At 45.3% G+C, this 232-nt stretch carries 1 pseudogene; it reads left to right on the forward strand.

The features are described from left to right. Positions 1 to 3: 3 nt before the first annotated feature. A pseudogene (locus AAEY62_RS25070) lies at positions 4 to 232 on the forward strand (amidohydrolase family protein); the annotation flags it as partial.

A 232-nucleotide genomic window follows, 5' to 3' on the forward strand; every position in this document is an offset into this window, starting at 1 on the left:
GCTATTATTGACCCCCATGTGCATTTTTTTAATCTACTTGAGGGGCAATATACTTGGTTACAAGGCGCTAACCCGCCGCCATGGCCTAACTTAGACAAAATAAAGCAGCCGATCAGTGCTGCGCAATTAATGCAAGATTGCGACTTTAAACTTGCAGGCTTAGTGCATATTGAAGCGGGGTTTGATAACAGCGCACCTATAAACGAGCTTAACTGGCTCACCAAGCACTTGG

It is taken from the genome of Pseudoalteromonas sp. GW168-MNA-CIBAN-0100 (genome assembly GCF_040309225.1).
Taxonomy (GTDB): Bacteria; Pseudomonadota; Gammaproteobacteria; order Enterobacterales; family Alteromonadaceae; genus Pseudoalteromonas; species Pseudoalteromonas arctica.